The organism is Apilactobacillus sp. EABW-1NA (assembly GCF_030398685.1).
Classification (GTDB): Bacteria; Bacillota; Bacilli; order Lactobacillales; family Lactobacillaceae; genus Apilactobacillus; species Apilactobacillus waqarii.
Window position 1 is genome coordinate 147,686 of record NZ_JAPDKO010000001.1, and the last position, 14,535, is coordinate 162,220.

Consider the following 14,535-nt stretch of genomic DNA (forward strand, 5'->3'; position numbering starts at 1 on the left):
TTTGAATTCAAATCCAAAATAACGGCGTATTATGTTACATGATATAACATAATACCCGCTTTTTGCATTCATATCGGTTTTCCCATAAAATAATAATTAACCATCTCAAGGGAGTTAGACAATGGATAAAAAGAAACTACTCAAGAAAATGAAGAAAAATAAAAAAATCACCCGTAAACCTTCATACATCGAAAGAATGAAGAAGTACTATGACCTATTCAGTGATTTTTCTGATATTAAATATTTAATCAATAACGTTTTAGAAGCGGACCGTTTATTGCAACAAAACCAATTGCCACAGGACTTACCGGTATTATTATTACCAGACGACATCCAAGACACCATCTTCTCCTACGTGAACGAAAAATACCCAATGGGCGATCCTAAGGGAGATGCCGTCTGGAACCAATTCGTCGATCAATTACCTAAACTAGATCAAGACCTGCGTGAATTCCGCGACTACCTAGAAGAACAATACGGTATGTGGGCATACATCTCTGCCCCATTCACCAATGACATCGCCAAGTTCTTAAAGGGTAAAAAGGCATTGGAAGTAATGGCCGGAAATGGATACATCTCAAAGGGATTACGTGAAAACGGCGCTGATGTTATTTGTACCGACAACCTGGCATGGAAAAAGGAAAATGAAACCGGTAAGCACCTAGTTACCGATGTTGAATCCTTAGACGCAATCGATGCCTTCAATAAGTACAAGAACGACATCGACTACATCATCATGTGCTGGTCACCTGATGGTGTCGATATCGACTGGAAGTTACTATCAGCCATCCGTGAATCAGGTAAGGATATTCCACTAATCGCCATTGGTGAAAAATATGGTGCCACAGATTCTAAACAATTCTGGGACAGCGCTGAATTCATCGAAAACGATGACGTTAAAAACTTAAACCGTCACCACAAACCATTTGATTTAATTGAAGATGAACTATACTTAGTTAAATAAAAAAAGAGCGTAACTTCAAATGAAGTTACGCTCTTTTTGGCATCTACTAAGTAGACGGATAAGTGGTGTTCACATCACCAACATATCAGACACGCGAATTACGTCCGCATAATGTGTCCCCTTCGAAAATATCGCTTAATCACATCTTGTGAATACAACCGTAGTTGCGCGATCTCCTCGACTCATCGCAACAAGTAGTATAACACATAAGATTAATTTAGACTATTTTTTCTTGGTAGTCTTTTTAGTAGTTTTCTTCTTAGCAGCTGACTTTTTCTTATCTGTCTTTTCGGCATCTTCTTGTTCAATCTTTTGATTTTCTTCGATTGCAGCAAGTTGGTCGTTAGCCCATGCACCCAATTTAGCGCTTAAATCTGCGTTAACCGCAAAGTCGTCTTGTGATGATAATTCATCAATACGCATCTTTGAACGGTTCACATCAGGTGATTCTACGAACATGTAGACGTTTAGTGGGCAGTTAGTTTCATCACTCATCATCTTTGAGATATTCTTGATGTATCTAAATGGTAAGTTCACGATGTTGTTTTGTAGGTAAAAACTAATGTCTTCGCCCTTCACTTGTAGTAATGCAGAAGCCAAACGGCCGCTGTTTACTTGTTCTTCCATGAATTCCATCAATGGTTGAAATGCCTTTGCAGTATCCTTCTTCAAATCTGCTAAAGATACTTCAGCTGAGTATGTTTCAAAGTTTTCAGCAGTTACATCATCAATAAATTTTTGTGCATCCATTTCCATATTATTAAAACACCTATCTTATTTTTTTACATTCTTTTTCACGATTCTTACGTAGTCGCTTTTAATTTGTTTTGCGGCGATTCGATACCACAATAAGTTCACAATAATTCCTAGTACCGCAAATACAACTGCCAGTACTGAAACACCACTATGGCTTTGGGTCGCAAAAATAAATACAATTCTAATCATTGCTAAAGTATAGATACCCACAACGAATAATAGGAAGTGGTAAGCTAGACGCCACTTAAGTAAACCACCTATAATTAGAAGTAGATATAATACTGTGGCAACGATAATTGTCTTGATTAGCTCTTGGGCATTTTCACCCATTAAAAAATCACATATAATAAACATTACTAGTGATAAGAGACTCCAAAGGCTGATAATCTTTTTATCCATAATGCCCTCCGGTTTAAAATTACTATTTACACCTTATCACAACTCGACTAAATATAGTAACACATTTGACTAAAAGAGGTGAAAAAATGCAAAAATGGGAATATAAACTAACCGTTTCAAGCAGTAAAGAGGAAATATCTTTGCGAGAATACCTACAGAAGCAATTATTAATCCCTAAGCACCTCATCTTCTCTTTGAGGACCAATGAACGTGTCTTGGTCAACAACAAGTATCTACCCATGAATTTCGCGATTAAAAACGGCGATAAAATTCACCTCACATTTATTGAGGATGATTTTTCACTACCGGTACAAAACCTAATCCCTGACGATTCAATCAAACTAGACATTTTATACGAAGATGCAGATTTATTGGTGATCAATAAACCACGTGGGTTCAAGACCCACCCTAATCAACCCGGTGAAACCAACACACTATTGAACTTCTGTGAGGCCTACCTTAATGAAACCAACCAACACGCGTTTATGATTCACCGTTTGGATCAATTCACATCAGGCGCAATCATCGTCGGTAAGAATCCTGCGGTTGTCCCAATTCTGGTTCGTCTAATCAAGGATAAGATTATCCATCGAAACTACCTGGCATGGACAGATGGCATCATCACTCCACCCACTGGAACAATTGATAAACCAATTGGTTTTGACCCAGATGATAAACGCAAACGAAAAATTGATGGTATCAAACCGCTTCAGGCAAAAACCGACTACATGGTGCAATCTACCACTGACAACCAATCTTTGGTCGAATTATCGCTGCATACTGGGCGCACCCATCAACTTAGGGTCCATTTAGCATCCATTGGTCACCCAATTGTGGGCGACCCTTTGTATAACCCTAATTCAGACAATGATGATATGCTACTTCATTCCTGGAAGTTAACGCTAATTAGACCTTATTATATGGATCAAATCGAGATTGAGTCGCCACTTCCCGATTCGTTTAGAAAATTTATGTAAGCAAAAAGAACCGTATCAAAAGATACGGTTCTTTTCTTTATGGTTTGACCATAAGTAAATCAGATAAATTATCTAATTACTTTAATGGTTTCCATTGCCATTCGTTAACTTCTGGTAAGTCAGTACCAACTTCACGGATGTAAGCGTTGTGCTTGTCAACCATGTCGTTCATACGTTGTACGAATGATGCACCCTTAACAGAGTATTCTGGAATGTCGTTTACAACTTCCTTAGCTAGGTCGTAACGATCTAGTTGGTTCAATACACGCATGTCGAATGGTGTAGTGATATCACCGTTTTCACGGTAACCGTGAACGTGAACGTTGTGGTTGTGACGATCGAAGAATACATCCTTAACAAGACCTTCGAATCCGTGGAATGCGAATACAACTGGCTTGTCAGTAGTGAATAGACGGTCAAATTCTTCATCAGTTAAACCACGAGGGTCAACCTTAGGTGAACGTAGTTTCAAGAAGTCAACAACGTTGATGAATCTGATCTTCATTTCTGGGAATTCGTCGTGTAGTAATGAGATAGCAGCTAGTGATTCCCAAGTTGGTTCAGTACCAGCAGCAGCAATAACTACGTCAGGTTCTTGACCTTGGTCAGTTGAAGCCCAGTCGATGTAACCTAAACCATTGTTTACAAGGTTAGTAGCTTCTTCAATTGAGAACCATTGTGGACGTGGGTGTTTTGAAGTAATGATTAAGTTAATCTTTTCTTGGCTGGCGAAAGCAACGTTACCAACAGCTAATAATGTGTTAGCATCAGCTGGTAAGTATTCACGAATGAATTCTGGTTTCTTTTCAGCTAAGTGAGTTAACATACCTGGATCTTGGTGAGTGTAACCATTGTGATCTTGTTGGAATACAGTTGAAGTATCAACAAAGTTCAATGATGGGTACTTCTTTCTCCATGGTTGGTCAGCAGCTTTACGTAACCACTTGAAGTGTTGAGTTAACATTGAGTCAACAACACGACCGAATGATTCGTAAGTTGCGAAGAAACCATGACGACCAGTTAATACGTAACCTTCTAGCCAACCTTCAGCTTGGTGTTCTGAAAGTTGTGAATCGATTAAACGACCTTCTGGTGCTACGTATTGGTCATTTGGTTCCATGATGTCTTCCATCCATTGACGGTTAGTTTCAGCAAACACACCGAATAGACGGTTTGACATTGATTCATCAGGACCAAATGCACGGAAGTTATCTGGGTTAGCCTTCATAACGGCACCTAACCAGTTACTCCATACAGCCATATCTTGGGCTACAGTTTCACCTGGAGTCTTAACGTCAACAGCAAATTCTTTAACGTCTGGTAAGATAAGTGGCTTAGGATCGATACCACCGTTAGTAATAGGGTTAACTGACATTCTTCTGTCACCCTTAGGTGCTAGAGCCTTAATGTCATCCTTGATAGTACCATCATCGTTAAATAGTTCTTCTGGTTTGTATGACTTCAACCAGTTAACGATTAAGTCAGCGTGTTCCATCTTGTCTGATGAAACATCAACTGGGATTTGGTGAGCACGGAATGAGTTTTCAATTGGGTTACCGTCTAAGTCAAACTTAGGACCAGTCCAACCCTTTGGAGTTCTAACAACGATAACTGGCCATACTGGTTCTTTAGCAGTGTCAGCAGTTTCGTTTTCACGTGCATTCTTTTGTACGTCTTTAATTTCTTGAACAGCTTCGTCCATAACCTTAGCCATCTTTTCGTGGTAAGCCATGTGATCATCGAAGTCTTGTTCGTTTTCAACGAAGTAAGCTTTCCAGCCCATACCCTTGAAGTAGTCAGTAATTTCTTGGTCTGACATACGAGCCATGATAGTTGGGTTAGAAATCTTGAAACCGTTTAAGTTAATGATTGGTAGAACGGCACCATCTTTAACTGGGTTGATAAACTTGTCTGAGAACCAACTTGCAGCTAGAGGACCAGTTTCTAATTCACCATCACCAATTTCAACAGCGGCAATTACATCAGGGTTATCAAAGATAGCACCAACACCGTGGGCTAGTGAGTAACCTAATTCTCCACCTTCATGAATTGAACCTGGAGTTTCAGGGGCAGCATGTGATGCAACTCCACCAGGGAATGAGAATTGTTTGAATAATTTAGCCATACCCTTTTCATCTTGTGAGATGTTTGGGTAAATGTCTGAGTAACTACCATCAATGTATGAGTTAGATACCATAACTTGGCCACCGTGACCTGAACCTTCAATGTAGAACATGTTTAGGTCATACTTGTTAATAACACGGTTTAAATGTGCGTAAATAAAGTTTTGAGATACGATAGTACCCCAGTGACCGATAGGCTTAACTTTAACATCACTTGATGTTAATTCTCTCTTTAATAATGGGTTATCTTTTAGATATAGTTGACCTACTGATAAGTAGTTAGCAGTACGCCAGTATTTATCTAATTCTTCCAAGTATTGCTTGGAATCGAAATCTTGAGCCATTAATTAACACTCCTTTTAAAATAAAAACTATTGAAATTAATAATGGAAAAATCATCAGACTACGCCCGATAATTTTAATTACAATGAATATAATAAAGACTTTTCACAAAAAGTCAACCTTTTTGCAAATTGATACGGTCCAATTTCTTCATTGCAATTAAACCATTATTACATCGTCATTATTATGAACGATTTTTTGATAATAGTCCAATGATTTTCATAACTTTTTTGTATTAAATTTCTACACCATAACGAAAGTATTGTAACGCAAATATTGATAGTGCAGACGCATGTTTGAGACCTCAAATGGAGTCCCGTCATCTAGGAAGAAAATCCCTTCCATGACACCAACTGGTTCGGTTGGTTTTAGATTAAGTAGTTCTTGATCTTGTTCATTCGATGGACTAGCCAAGATTGATAAGAATGAACGTGTGACACTCTTGTTGATCGTGTCTTCAACATAGTTAAAGATGGACTTTTCAACAATCTCTTGTGTTAGTTCAGGAGCAATCTTAATTGGAATGTATCCTGTTTCTATCATGAACGGTTTGTCATCAAACAAACGAAGTCGTTGAATTTCGTACACGAAATCTCCGTCGGCTAAGAATAAGTCTTGTTGAATTTCTTTGCTGGCAGGCACAACCTTGAAACTCAATAGCTTAATCTTGGGAACTTTTCCCTGACTCTTCATACTGTCAGTAATCCCTAGGTTAGAACCTTCATAATGAAAAATAGTCTTATTCTTCATAAATAGTGGATTAATAAAAGTCCCTGAACCACGTTTTTTGAAAATAATGCCGTCATCAGCTAACACTTTCAACGCCCGTTTCACTGAACTGCGGCTTACGTGGTATGTCTCACTTAATGTTCGCTCGTCGGGCAAGCGCTTGTTAGGAAATTTGTTATCGACTATCTTTTGCTTTAAGTCGGATGACACTCTCCTGTAAACTAAATCAGCCATTTTCTACTCCTTGCGATTAATTTTCTAAAAATCAGTATAACAGATTTATCACGTTAACTTTGCAAAATTAAAATAAATTCTTTGGATGTGGTTTACCCACCATCTCATGTTTAACGTGTTGAATCATGTCCGAAATCATCTCTACGACGTGCGGATCGTCGACACCGTATAACACGCTGGTCCCAACTTTTTCCTTACAAACAATTTGATACTTATATAGGATACCAAGTTGTTTTGAAACCACCGGTTGATCGAGTTTAGTCTCTTCGCAAATCTGATTAACACTTAATGATTTGTCCGCATCCATCAAGGAAGTAATGATTAAAATTCTGCGCTCATTACTCAACACCTTGTAGATGGCTGCGACTTCCTCAATGATTTTCATTTTATCCTGCATTTAAACATCCCCTAGACCCAAGAAATTACGTGGGCAATTAAACCACTATCAAACAATACATAGATTCCGACACCGATGTAGACAACCTTTGTCAAAATCTCGCCGTATCTTTCCATCAAATCATTGACTGGTTTAATGTTACCTATCCATTTGATAATCAAAATCACTAGAATTGATAAAGCAGTTAGGACTGCAATCACTTCCATAATTTGAATCGCACTAATAGTGGATAATACCGGTAAGAATAATGCCAGGTTGCATCCCGCACATACTGATAGGTATGTAACTAATGTAATCACGACTGGTGACTTGTGGTTCACATCTTTTGCATCTTCGTCTTCATCCTTCAACGCCATGTAGATAGGTAGAATTCCCAGCAAACCTAATACCCATTCCGGTAGAAAACGGTCTAGGATTTGACCAACACTGAAACTTATGATTAGTAGTACCCATAGTCCAATTAAATACCCCATCATAACTGAACCTAGTTTATGCTTTTTCAACAATAGAAGGAGGATGAAAAAGAAATCTAGATTCACCCCTAAAAACGTAATTAAAATTAATAACCAATTCATATCATATTCCCCATTTCATAATATACCTTTTTAGATATATATCATTTTCGGTATATAATACATTAACGTTAATCGGTTGTCAATTCTATGCTAAAATGATTACCGAGGTGATTTTGAAATGGGAAAAAAGAAGAAAAATAAAGTTCATAAGACATTAGTCGAACAAATTCTTGATAAAAATAACATTTCTTATATCCAACACCAATTCGCAACACACGACGAAAATAACGTCGCTCAACTAGAAGTCGAAGAAGACATGGATCAACATCGTATCTACAAGACATTAGTGCTTGAAGGTAAAGAAACTGGTCCAGTTGTTGGCGTGGTGCCCTTGGATCAACATTTAGACGAAAAGAGACTTGCCAAAGAATCTGGCAATAAGAAGGTCAACATGGTTCCACTAAAGGACCTATTGAAGACCACTGGGTATGTCCATGGTGCAAACACACCTGTTGGAATCTATGAAAAGTTCCACTACCCTATCTACATTGATAACGAAGCTAAGCGCCAAGGGCAAATTCTGGTATCATCCGGACAAGTTGGTCGCTCCGTTGAACTAGATGCAACTGACTTAGTTAACTTAGTTCACGGTCACTTCGTTGATATCGTAAAGTAATTACGTATCTAATTAGTGAATGCCTTGCCATTCATCCTTAAATTCCCTCACAAAATCGTGCATATATTGATTACGTCTGTCCGCCATTTCTTTGGCAGCCGGCGTATTCATTAAATCAGGTAATTTGAATAACTTTTCATAAAAATGATTAATGACCGTTGTATGCTCACGATATTGACTTTTGTCCATATCATTGCGAGGCATTTGTTCGGGGTCATAGATGGTATCACCAAAATGACCTCCGAAGTACATAGCCCTGGCAACGCCAATTGCGCCAATCGCATCTAGTCGATCGGCGTCTTGGACGATTTGCCCATTAATCGATAATTCATAGTGATGTTTTAGGTTCGCACTGTAAGACATGTGCGTGATAATATCCATCACTTCATCAATTTGTGCTGAGGTGTAATCCAGTTGTACTAACTTGGATTGCACCTCTTTTTGTTTGTCATATGTATCGTCGACTAACTTGTCGTCAATCACGTCGTGTAAGTATGCAGCAGTTAAGACAATTAATAAATCAGCGTTTTCTGTTTTTTCACAAATTGTCTTGGCCAATGCAACCACTCGTTGAATGTGGGTGTAGTCGTGTCCGGTAGTGTCGTTGACTAGTTGTTCACTTACATATTGCTTTAAATGATTAATTTTCATCATTCTATTTACCCCACTGTTTATTTATAGTTCATTTTATATTATTTAAGAATATTTTTCTTCAAAAACGTTTTTTATAAATCTTTATGTATAATTAAATCATAATTATTTTATTATTAATTTATATTTTATCTGGGGGGATAATATGAAAAAAATACGCTTAGCCTTGATTGCTACATTAGCAGTCATGACATTCGCAATCTATGGTGCAAACCAAAATCACACTGCCAGTGCCAAGACAAAGTACGTAACAGCCTTTCCTAAATCTATGCGCGGTACTTGGTATGCATATACCAAGAAGTACGGTTTATCTAGAATCTTTATCACTAAAGATGGTTTTGAGGAATTAAACCATGGTGAAAAATATAACAAACATTTGATTTTCAAATTAAGGAAGCCACTTACTAATAAGCAGTTGGGTTACGTTTCAAACTACGGTAATTCTGAAAAGAGATTTAAAAAATACACCTCCGCTATTGATTCAGTTCATGGACACTATATCAAAAAAGATGGTCATAAATGGCTATACATAATTCAAAGGCTCTATCAAAGCGGGCAACATATGGGAATGGTAAATGTATCTAAAGTGAATGGTCACACAGTTCTTTCATACATTCAAAAGGTTAGATCAGAACATGATCCATTTTTAGGACCATTGCATTTCACAAAAACAAAAAAATTAGCTAAACAAATTCAAGGTAAGAAATTCAAAGGATTTAAATATCACAAAGATTTCAATAGTAGCAATGGTTACTATTTCACCTATGAAGTATTCTAAAGGAGAATTGATATGAAAAAATTTAAATACGTTTTAGTATCATTAGTTGCAGTTCTGGCATTCACCGCATTTAACTTTAGCAATTCAACTAGCGCTAATGCGAAAGCTCGAAATAAAGAAAAGATCATTCTTACAATCCCAAAAAACATGCGTGGTACTTGGTATTCTAGAACGAACTTTTATGGTAAATTTAAATCTAAGCTAGTCATCACTAAACATTCTATTAAATCAACCATCTCTGATTATGGTGGCACATATACAGTTAAAAGCACACTGCATAAGCCTTTAACTAAGAAACAAATCAAAGCTGCTCTTGATGCAAATGATGGCGCAAGATATTCAAATTACTATGTAGGAACATATACACATGCCTTACATTACAAATGGTTAAAAATGGTTACTCTTAACATGGATGGTGATAGTGCACCTGGATTTTTAAATGTTCATAAATTTAATCACAATGTAGTTCTGACCTCTGCCGCTGGTGGACCTAGACAATCATACCATTACTTCAGAACAGATAAATTAGCAAAGAAATATGCTCATAAGAAATTTCCGCACTTCAACTACGGATACTTACAATAAAATCTAAACAAAAAGCATCCTACAAACGTAGGATGCCTTTTTTATTATTCATAAATCATATCTTCAAAGATTTCATTAGCAATCAAACGGTTAACAATTGTATCCGCAATTGAACTTAATAGTTGTTCAATTTCTGAATCATTGTTAGCGACTGACTTGCCGTCTGCGATATGGTGTAGCTTTTGAACCAACATTTCAATGAATTCATCATAGGCTTGTTTAGGAAATTGTTGCTTAGTAATTTCGTCAATTCCACGTCTGATGTCCTTAATTGAAAAGACTGGTTTCAATAGACTGATAATTATAATGTCTGCCACGTGGACAGTTTGATATTTCTTTTTAACCGGCGCAAATGTCGCCTTGTTTTTTACGTAATTATTGACCATGGACTTAGTTACAGTATCCATCCCTAGTGGTCCAATCGCCTCGTTGACAACGGCCACTAGCTGATCCATGTATAAATCAAACTTAGGAAGTTCTTCCCATTTTGGCAAAGTAACTTCTTTCATTTGGTCCTGCCACTTGGTATATTTGCTGTTCATTAGATCACCTCAATGTCATTATTATACCACATCAAGTAGTTTTATATACTAGCTTAAATGGAGTCGTCAAATTTTTCTGGGTTAATCTTAATCAAGATGCGACGAACGACTGATGACATCACGATAAATACTGGTACTGCAGTCACAACGACAAGTGCAGCTGGAATGAAGATTGGCATCGTAAATACATCCACCAGTGAAAATAACGATGGGAAGAATAAGAAGATGGCCGCAAATATCACGATTGATGGCACAATGATGGATAACTTCACCTTATTAAGTGGACGTGATGCCTTAAACAAGGCAATCCAGTAGATGAATCCGGTAACCAAGACACTGATTGTCGCTCTTTGAACGAAACCAAAGTGGAATGCCTTTCCAATGTAGATAATCAACACGACGTAGCCGACAATCGTCATCGCTGCTGGCAACGCAATGTTATATATCTTGGTACTAAACTGGTTGGTAACTCTTTGATAGTTAGGTGCCAACGCCAATAGGAAGGATGGTAGTCCAACCATAAAGGTGTTGATTGGTGTCAATTGGATTGGTTGGAATGGGTAGCTGTGAATGCTAAACATAAACAAGATGGTTAATGACAATGAGAACATCGTCTTAATCAAGTATAGCGAGGCCACACTTCCGATGTTATTGATAACACGGCGTCCTTCGGCTAGGACATCGATCATTGCTGAGAAGTTCGAGTTAATCAAAACGAAGTCGGCAATTCCCTTGGTGCTTTCACTACCGGAAGCCATCGCAATTCCACAGTTGGCTTGTTTCATCGCCAACATATCGTTAACCCCGTCTCCAGTCATGGCGACGGTATTACCGTTTAATTGATATGAACGGATTAAGCGCTTCTTTTGTTGTGGGGTCACACGGCCAAAGACCGCGTTATCCTTTACCAATTCTTGGTAATCAGCGTCAAACGGAACTTCAGTCATGTCGACAATCTTGTCGCTGTCCTTTAGCCCCACTCGTTTAGCAATCGCACTAACGGTCTTAGGATCATCACCTGAAATCACCTTTAGACTAACTCCCTGTTCAACGAAGTATTGAAGAGTGCTCTTCGCGTCCGATCTGATTTCATCACTGATTAGAATTAACCCTAGTAATTCTGCATCGTCTAAATCTTCGGTTAAATCCTTGTGACTTTGTAGCAATGCCAAGACACGGTATCCTTGGTTAGCATAGTCGCTAATGGTGTCTGAAACTTCTTTACTCATGTTTTCGATAATGAACTGAGGTGCACCCATGATGAAGTTACCTTCATCGGTATCGACCCCACTCCACTTCTTGTCGGAAGAAAATGGAAAACTCTTTACGACATTCACGTTAGGATTTGCGATTGCTTGCTTGATAGCTGAAGATGTTTCGTTATCGTCTTCAAACGCATATACCAAGCTACCTAAGACGTGTTTTAATTCATCCCTGGAATGATTGTTAAAAGGTAGTACATCCTCAAACTTGAGTTTGCCAGATGTAATCGTCCCAGTCTTATCCAAACAGATGGTGTCAACACGCGCCAACGTTTCAATCGCTGGTAGTTCACGCACTAAGACCTTGTGGCGCGCCAACTTGGCAGCCGAAACCGCCAGTGTAACTGATGACAATAGAACCAGTCCTTCTGGAATCATTCCAATCATCGCAGCAACAGTTCCCAGCATCGCTTGGTCGATGTCATCCCCACGCATAATCTTGGTGTACAACAACAAAGCACCCAGTGGCACAATCACAAATGTTAGCCACTTAATAATCTTGTTGATGGTCTTTAACATCCTGCTGTCGGAATCCTTCTTGGTACGACTAACTTCAAATTCCATTCTATTAACGAATGTATCCTCACCGACTTCGGTCGCCACAATTCTGGCACTCCCGCTTAAAACGACACTACCAGAAGTAACGGCGTCACCATGATTCTTTTCAATTGAGTTGGTTTCACCGGTGATTTGTGATTCGTCAACTTGAAGGGAGTCTGAGGTTAAGACCTTTCCATCGATTGGAATTTGGTCCCCGTGTCCGATTAACAAGACGTCCCCTAAGACGATATGGTCATCTTCGACTTCTTTGATTTGGCCGTCGCGCACGACTCTAATCAAACCTTGAGACAAGATGGCCATCTTATCTAATTGGCGTTTGGATCTGATTTCTTGGATACTTCCGATAATGGTGTTAGAAACCGCAATCACTAAGAACAATAGGTTTTTGTAGTCGCCAGTGTAAAAAACCATTGCTGCCAAAACGATATTGATAAAGTTAAATAATGTGAATGCATTTCCCTGTAAAATTTGTGGAATGGTCTTGGTAAAACCCTTCCGTTTGGTGTTATGCAAGCCTTGATCATATAGACGTTTGGCTTGTTTGGTAGTCAGTCCCCTTTGACTGTCAATTCGTGATTGCAAAAAGACACCCCTAACATGTAAAAAATTTGATTTATCTGGTTTTTATGGACTATCATTAATTGTGGTACTTAAATAATCAAAGGAGGCCGTTATTATGCCTAACTCAATTAAAGATACCGTCAAGCTAAGAGATGGAAACCAAATGCCTGTAGAAGGCTTTGGAACCTACAAACTAGCTGATCAAGATAGCATGGATGCAGCAATTAAGTCCGCATATGAAGCTGGATATCGATTATTCGATACTGCACAATTCTATAATAATGAAGAACTACTAGGTAATTCAATTAAAAAGCTACAAATTAACAGAAATGAAATATTTATTACCACTAAAATCCCAGAACCAAAGCAAGGTTACCAATCAACTTTAGACGCGATTGATGAATCACTTGCCAAACTACAAACTGACTACATCGACTTATTACTAGTTCACTGGCCAGTTCGTTCACACTTCTTTGAAACTTGGCGAGCTTTTGAAGACGCCAAGAAAGCCGGTAAGGTCAAGTCAATTGGGGTAAGTAACTACCACCAAACTCATTTGGATTTACTAAAGACTAAGGCTAACGAAATGCCAGTCGTAAACCAAATCGAAGTGCACCCTTACCTAAGCCAAAAATCAATGCTAAAGGCCAATGAAGACGAAGGAATCATAACCCAAGCATGGAGTCCAATGGGTCGTGGTGCTACTCTAAACGATGACACCATCCAAGAAATTGCTAAGGCTCATGGTAAGTCCAGTGCACAAATCATCTTAAGATGGCACTTACAAAACGGTGTCACAATCATTCCTAAGTCCAGCACTCCACAAAGAGTTGCCGAAAATGCTGATTTGTATGATTTTGAATTATCAGACCACGAAATGAAGCTAATTGACGACTTAAATCAAGACTTCCGTACTGGTGACGATCCAGAAGTTGTTTACGAAATTGAACACCAATACCCTCGTCACAAGTAAAAAAATTAGTAAGTAATTGTACTAAGTGTATAATTACTTACTAACAATACATATTAAGGAGTTTTGGTTATGGGTTATATAATTGTCGCTTTGCTAGCAATGGGGATTTTCCTCGGATTTGGTTACGTGATTGTCTATGGTTGTCTATTCATCGTTTGGTTAATCAGTTTGTTCTTCGATCGTGATGAACGAAGAAGAGCAAATGAAGAAACAAAAAGAAGCACTGAAAGATTTCGGCAAATGACTCAACAACTTAAAGCTGAAAACGAAGAAATGCGACAAAGAACGGAACTACTAAAAGCAGAAAACCAACGCAAACGAGAAGAAATTGCTCGCAGTCAAAATAAAAATCAATAACCAACACATCCACAAAAAAGACGCCCATGATGTGCACCCCAAAAGTTGTACATTATTATATTGTTTTTCCTAGGCGGAAAGTTTCCGGTATTGAACCGGTGACTTTCCGCCTAGTTTTGTTTTAATACGATGATTATTGTAATAATCAATCCA

At 38.3% G+C, this 14,535-nt stretch carries 17 protein-coding genes; 7 read left to right on the forward strand and 10 right to left on the reverse strand.

All coding sequences use genetic code 11. The features are described 5' to 3' along the window. Positions 1–121: 121 nt before the first annotated feature. Positions 122–964 (forward strand): SAM-dependent methyltransferase, encoded by an 843-nt coding sequence (locus OEZ61_RS00320; RefSeq protein ID WP_290046544.1) that lies wholly within the window; start codon positions 122–124, stop codon positions 962–964. Positions 965–1,186: 222 nt separating this feature from the next. Here OEZ61_RS00320 and OEZ61_RS00325 read toward each other — a convergent pair whose 3' ends face one another. After that, positions 1,187–1,720: a hypothetical protein gene (locus OEZ61_RS00325; RefSeq protein ID WP_290046546.1), complete on the reverse strand. Its 534-nt coding sequence runs from the start codon at positions 1,718–1,720 to the stop codon at positions 1,187–1,189. An 18-nt stretch (positions 1,721–1,738) separates the two neighbouring features. After that, positions 1,739–2,119 (reverse strand): hypothetical protein, encoded by a 381-nt coding sequence (locus OEZ61_RS00330; RefSeq protein ID WP_290046548.1) that lies wholly within the window; start codon positions 2,117–2,119, stop codon positions 1,739–1,741. Between the two features lie 86 nt (positions 2,120–2,205). Between OEZ61_RS00330 and OEZ61_RS00335 the strand changes: the two genes are divergently transcribed. Next, positions 2,206–3,096 (forward strand): RluA family pseudouridine synthase, encoded by an 891-nt coding sequence (locus tag OEZ61_RS00335; RefSeq protein ID WP_290046549.1) that lies wholly within the window; start codon positions 2,206–2,208, stop codon positions 3,094–3,096. Positions 3,097–3,172: 76 nt separating this feature from the next. Here OEZ61_RS00335 and OEZ61_RS00340 read toward each other — a convergent pair whose 3' ends face one another. From OEZ61_RS00340 to OEZ61_RS00355, 4 genes are all read right to left on the reverse strand, one after another. Continuing rightward, positions 3,173–5,563, reverse strand: coding sequence for a phosphoketolase family protein (locus OEZ61_RS00340; RefSeq protein WP_041152843.1), 2,391 nt, complete (start codon positions 5,561–5,563; stop codon positions 3,173–3,175). 241 nt (positions 5,564–5,804) lie between these two features. Further along, positions 5,805–6,524 (reverse strand): GntR family transcriptional regulator, encoded by a 720-nt coding sequence (locus OEZ61_RS00345; protein WP_041152844.1) that lies wholly within the window; start codon positions 6,522–6,524, stop codon positions 5,805–5,807. Between the two features lie 67 nt (positions 6,525–6,591). Further along, positions 6,592–6,921: a metalloregulator ArsR/SmtB family transcription factor gene (locus tag OEZ61_RS00350; RefSeq protein ID WP_034534118.1), complete on the reverse strand. Its 330-nt coding sequence runs from the start codon at positions 6,919–6,921 to the stop codon at positions 6,592–6,594. A gap of 11 nt (positions 6,922–6,932) precedes the next feature. Next, on the reverse strand, positions 6,933–7,496 hold the full coding sequence (locus tag OEZ61_RS00355) for a cadmium resistance transporter (RefSeq protein WP_290046551.1): 564 nt from the start codon (positions 7,494–7,496) through the stop codon (positions 6,933–6,935). A gap of 118 nt (positions 7,497–7,614) precedes the next feature. Here OEZ61_RS00355 and OEZ61_RS00360 point away from each other — a divergent pair, with 118 nt between their 5' ends. After that, complete coding sequence (locus OEZ61_RS00360) at positions 7,615–8,112, forward strand: aminoacyl-tRNA deacylase (protein WP_034530987.1); 498 nt, start codon at positions 7,615–7,617, stop codon at positions 8,110–8,112. 12 nt (positions 8,113–8,124) lie between these two features. Here the strand turns inward: OEZ61_RS00360 and OEZ61_RS00365 are convergent, their stop codons facing one another. Then, on the reverse strand, positions 8,125–8,766 hold the full coding sequence (locus tag OEZ61_RS00365) for an HD domain-containing protein (RefSeq protein ID WP_290046553.1): 642 nt from the start codon (positions 8,764–8,766) through the stop codon (positions 8,125–8,127). Between the two features lie 142 nt (positions 8,767–8,908). Between OEZ61_RS00365 and OEZ61_RS00370 the strand changes: the two genes are divergently transcribed. Continuing rightward, on the forward strand, positions 8,909–9,541 hold the full coding sequence (locus OEZ61_RS00370; protein ID WP_290046555.1) for a hypothetical protein: 633 nt from the start codon (positions 8,909–8,911) through the stop codon (positions 9,539–9,541). Between the two features lie 12 nt (positions 9,542–9,553). Next, positions 9,554–10,126: a hypothetical protein gene (locus OEZ61_RS00375; RefSeq protein WP_290046557.1), complete on the forward strand. Its 573-nt coding sequence runs from the start codon at positions 9,554–9,556 to the stop codon at positions 10,124–10,126. A 44-nt stretch (positions 10,127–10,170) separates the two neighbouring features. On the opposite strand, the gene OEZ61_RS00380 is transcribed toward OEZ61_RS00375, so the two are convergent. Further along, positions 10,171–10,668 (reverse strand): DUF1836 domain-containing protein, encoded by a 498-nt coding sequence (locus OEZ61_RS00380; RefSeq protein WP_034530989.1) that lies wholly within the window; start codon positions 10,666–10,668, stop codon positions 10,171–10,173. 53 nt (positions 10,669–10,721) lie between these two features. Beyond that, entirely contained in the window at positions 10,722–13,073 is a 2,352-nt protein-coding gene (locus OEZ61_RS00385; RefSeq protein ID WP_290046559.1) for an HAD-IC family P-type ATPase, read from the reverse strand. 94 nt (positions 13,074–13,167) lie between these two features. On the opposite strand from OEZ61_RS00385, the gene OEZ61_RS00390 reads away from it, so the two are divergent. Then, positions 13,168–14,025 carry an aldo/keto reductase gene (locus tag OEZ61_RS00390; RefSeq protein ID WP_141000030.1) on the forward strand — a complete coding sequence of 286 codons (858 nt, stop codon included), beginning with the start codon at positions 13,168–13,170 and terminating at the stop codon, positions 14,023–14,025. A 69-nt stretch (positions 14,026–14,094) separates the two neighbouring features. Then, entirely contained in the window at positions 14,095–14,382 is a 288-nt protein-coding gene (locus tag OEZ61_RS00395; RefSeq protein ID WP_290046562.1) for a hypothetical protein, read from the forward strand. 69 nt (positions 14,383–14,451) lie between these two features. Here OEZ61_RS00395 and OEZ61_RS08120 read toward each other — a convergent pair whose 3' ends face one another. Continuing rightward, complete coding sequence (locus OEZ61_RS08120) at positions 14,452–14,532, reverse strand: IS3 family transposase (RefSeq protein WP_225349253.1); 81 nt, start codon at positions 14,530–14,532, stop codon at positions 14,452–14,454. Positions 14,533–14,535 lie beyond the last annotated feature (3 nt).

Excerpts from the sequence above, each read along its gene's own strand:
- OEZ61_RS00320 (WP_290046544.1), top strand. The coding sequence starts at position 122 with ATGGATAAAAAGAAACTACTCAAGAAAATGAAGAAAAATAAAAAAATC.
- OEZ61_RS00325 (WP_290046546.1), bottom strand. The coding sequence starts at position 1,720 with ATGGAAATGGATGCACAAAAATTTATTGATGATGTAACTGCTGAAAAC.
- OEZ61_RS00330 (WP_290046548.1), bottom strand. The coding sequence starts at position 2,119 with ATGGATAAAAAGATTATCAGCCTTTGGAGTCTCTTATCACTAGTAATG.
- OEZ61_RS00335 (WP_290046549.1), top strand. The coding sequence starts at position 2,206 with ATGCAAAAATGGGAATATAAACTAACCGTTTCAAGCAGTAAAGAGGAA.
- OEZ61_RS00340 (WP_041152843.1), bottom strand. The coding sequence starts at position 5,563 with ATGGCTCAAGATTTCGATTCCAAGCAATACTTGGAAGAATTAGATAAA.
- OEZ61_RS00345 (WP_041152844.1), bottom strand. The coding sequence starts at position 6,524 with ATGGCTGATTTAGTTTACAGGAGAGTGTCATCCGACTTAAAGCAAAAG.
- OEZ61_RS00350 (WP_034534118.1), bottom strand. The coding sequence starts at position 6,921 with ATGCAGGATAAAATGAAAATCATTGAGGAAGTCGCAGCCATCTACAAG.
- OEZ61_RS00355 (WP_290046551.1), bottom strand. The coding sequence starts at position 7,496 with ATGAATTGGTTATTAATTTTAATTACGTTTTTAGGGGTGAATCTAGAT.
- OEZ61_RS00360 (WP_034530987.1), top strand. The coding sequence starts at position 7,615 with ATGGGAAAAAAGAAGAAAAATAAAGTTCATAAGACATTAGTCGAACAA.
- OEZ61_RS00365 (WP_290046553.1), bottom strand. The coding sequence starts at position 8,766 with ATGATGAAAATTAATCATTTAAAGCAATATGTAAGTGAACAACTAGTC.
- OEZ61_RS00370 (WP_290046555.1), top strand. The coding sequence starts at position 8,909 with ATGAAAAAAATACGCTTAGCCTTGATTGCTACATTAGCAGTCATGACA.
- OEZ61_RS00375 (WP_290046557.1), top strand. The coding sequence starts at position 9,554 with ATGAAAAAATTTAAATACGTTTTAGTATCATTAGTTGCAGTTCTGGCA.
- OEZ61_RS00380 (WP_034530989.1), bottom strand. The coding sequence starts at position 10,668 with ATGAACAGCAAATATACCAAGTGGCAGGACCAAATGAAAGAAGTTACT.
- OEZ61_RS00390 (WP_141000030.1), top strand. The coding sequence starts at position 13,168 with ATGCCTAACTCAATTAAAGATACCGTCAAGCTAAGAGATGGAAACCAA.
- OEZ61_RS00395 (WP_290046562.1), top strand. The coding sequence starts at position 14,095 with ATGGGTTATATAATTGTCGCTTTGCTAGCAATGGGGATTTTCCTCGGA.